This is a genomic window from Nguyenibacter vanlangensis, assembly GCF_013376155.1.
GTDB lineage: Bacteria > Pseudomonadota > Alphaproteobacteria > Acetobacterales > Acetobacteraceae > Gluconacetobacter > Gluconacetobacter vanlangensis.
This window is the reverse complement of record NZ_JABXXP010000417.1, coordinates 1-2,587: the sequence shown is the minus strand read 5'-3', so window position 1 is coordinate 2,587 and position 2,587 is coordinate 1. Positions and strand designations below refer to the sequence as shown.

The following is a 2,587-nucleotide window of genomic DNA, read 5'->3' as shown; positions in this document are numbered from 1 at the left end:
CCGAGACGATCCTGAAGCGGGAGAATGGGTTTTCAGTCTTCTTCGATCTGCTGTGTGATGCCATATCGGTGCGCACGCGGACGGCCGCGCGCCTGCCCGCATCCGGCAATCCGGTGCCGCGGCCCGACCGCGCGGTCGATCTGTGGCGCGAGCTGGTCCATCTGCGGGCCGAGACGGAACGATTCAATCTGGATAAACATCAGGCCATCCTGTCCGGCCTGTCGTTGGTGAGTGGAACATGACACGGCGCTATTACGTCACGACACCGATCTATTATGTGAACGGGGCGCCTCATATCGGCCATGCCTACACGTCGGTCGCGGCCGACGTGGTGGCGCGCTTCAAGCGCCTGGCGGGCCATGACGTCTTCTTCCTGACCGGCACCGACGAACACGGGCAGAAGGTCGAACAGGCCGCCCAGGCCGCGGGGGTCGAACCGATCGTCTTCGCCGACCGCGTCTCGGCCGATTTCCGCGCGATGTACGACGCGATGAACGTCTCGTACGACGATTTCATCCGCACCACCGAACCGCGCCACATCGCCGGCGCCTCGGCGCTGTGGGAACGGATCGCCGCGAACGGCCACATCTATCTCGGCGCGTACGAGGGCTGGTACGCCCTGCGCGACGAAAGCTTCTACAACGAGGACGAACTGCTCACCCGCCCCGACGGCACCCGGGTCGCGCCGACCGGCGCGCCGGTCGAATGGGTGCGCGAACCCTCCTATTTCTTCCGCCTGTCCGACTTCGCCGACCGGCTGCTCGCGCTGTACGAAACCCGCCCCGGCTTCGTCGAGCCCGCGTCCCGCCGCAACGAGGTCGCCAGCTTCGTCCGCCAGGGGCTGCGCGACCTGTCGATCAGCCGCACCAGCTTCCGCTGGGGCATCCCGGTGCCCGGCGACGCCGATCATGTGATGTATGTCTGGGTCGACGCGCTGGCCAACTACCTGTCGGCCGTCGGCTTCCCCGACCCCAATCACCCGCGCGCGCCCTTCTGGCCGGCCGACCTGCATCTGGTGGGCAAGGACATCCTGCGCTTCCACGCGGTCTACTGGCCGGCCCTGCTGATGGCCGCCGGGCTGGACCTGCCCGACTGCGTGTTCTCGCACGGATGGTGGACCATCGAGGGCGAGAAGATGAGCAAGTCGCTCGGCAACGTGGTCGACCCGCGCGAACTGGTCGCCGAATTCGGGCTGGATCCGGTCCGCTTCTTCCTGCTGCGGGAAATGCCCTTCGGCGGCGACAGCGACCTCAGCCGCAAGGCGATCATCAACCGGATGAATGTCGAGCTGGCGAACGACCTGGGCAACCTGGCGCAGCGCACCCTGTCGCAGGTCGCGCGCAATTGCGGCGGCCTCCTGCCCGCATGCGGCGCCCGGACCGAGGACGATCTGGCCCTGCTGGCCCAGGCCGACCTCCTGCCCACCCTGATGCACCAGCAGATCGACCGCCGCGCCCTGACCGACGCGCTCGAGGATGTCTGGCGGGTGATCCGCGCCTGCAACGCCTATATCGACCGTCAGGCCCCCTGGGCGCTGAAGAAGACCGATCCCGAGCGCATGGCGGTGGTCCTGCGCGTGCTGGCCGACGCCCTGCGCGTCATCGGCACGATGCTCCAGCCCTACATGCCCGACAGCATGGCCAGGCTGCTGGCCCAGCTTGGCGTGGCCGAGGACGAGCGCACGTTCGCCGCGCTGGCAACCCCGTTGCCGGCCGGCCGGGCGCTCCCCGCGCCGCAGGGCATCTTCCCCCGCTATGTCGAGGATACGCCGTCATGACGGGCCTGATCGATTCGCACTGCCATCTCGACCATTTCCCCGACGATGCGATCCCCGACCTGCTGGATCGCGCCCGCGCCGCGGGGGTCGAAGGCATGGTGACGATCGGCACCCGCCTGTCCCGCGCCGCGCAGCAGAAGGACCTGACCCGCTTCAGCCGGCCGGATTTGCGTGTCTGGTGCACGGTCGGCACCCATCCCGACCATGTCGAGGAGTGCACGGTGGCCGACGCGGCCGACATCGTCGCCCTGGCCGATGATCCGCGCGTGATCGGGATCGGCGAAAGCGGCCTGGATTACTTCCATGGCGCCGAGGCGGTGCGCCCGCTGCAGCAGGCGCGCTTCCGGGCCCATATCCAGGCGGCGCGCCGGATGAACCTGCCCCTGGTGATCCACGCCCGCGACGCCGATGACGACGTGGCGGCGATCCTGCGGGATGAGGTCGCGGCCGGCGGCCCGTTCCGCTTCCTGCTGCATTGCTTCGCCTCGGGGCCGGAACTCGCCCGGGTCGGGCTGGAACTGGGTGGCTATGTCAGCTTCTCCGGCATCCTGACCTTTCCACGCTCGGACGCGCTGCGCGACGTCGCGCGGACGATTCCGCCCGACCGGCTGCTGGTCGAAACCGATTCGCCGTACCTGGCGCCCGTGCCGCATCGCGGTCGCAGGAACGAACCGGCCTTCGTCGCCGACACCGCCGGGCGCCTGGCCGAACTCCGCGACATCGAGCCCGCGGCGCTGGCCGAGGTCACGACCGCCAATTTCCATCGCCTGTTCAGCCGGGCGGCCTGAGAGATGGAACTGGTGGTGCTGG

General features: G+C 68.8%; 2 protein-coding genes and 1 pseudogene. All 3 read left to right on the top strand.

Features of this window, described 5'->3' with window-relative positions; all coding sequences use genetic code 11:
- Window positions 1–242: pseudogene (locus HUK84_RS14725) on the top strand (DNA polymerase III subunit delta'); the annotation flags it as partial.
- On the top strand, window positions 239–1,777 hold the full coding sequence (gene metG / locus HUK84_RS14720; RefSeq protein WP_176640956.1) for a methionine--tRNA ligase: 1,539 nt from the start codon (window positions 239–241) through the stop codon (window positions 1,775–1,777). The pseudogene HUK84_RS14725 and the gene metG, both read left to right, overlap by 4 nt.
- Window positions 1,774–2,565: a TatD family hydrolase gene (locus tag HUK84_RS14715; RefSeq protein ID WP_176640955.1), complete on the top strand. Its 792-nt coding sequence runs from the start codon at window positions 1,774–1,776 to the stop codon at window positions 2,563–2,565. Before metG ends, HUK84_RS14715 begins: the two co-directional genes overlap by 4 nt.
- The last annotated feature ends 22 nt before the right edge of the window (window positions 2,566–2,587 follow it).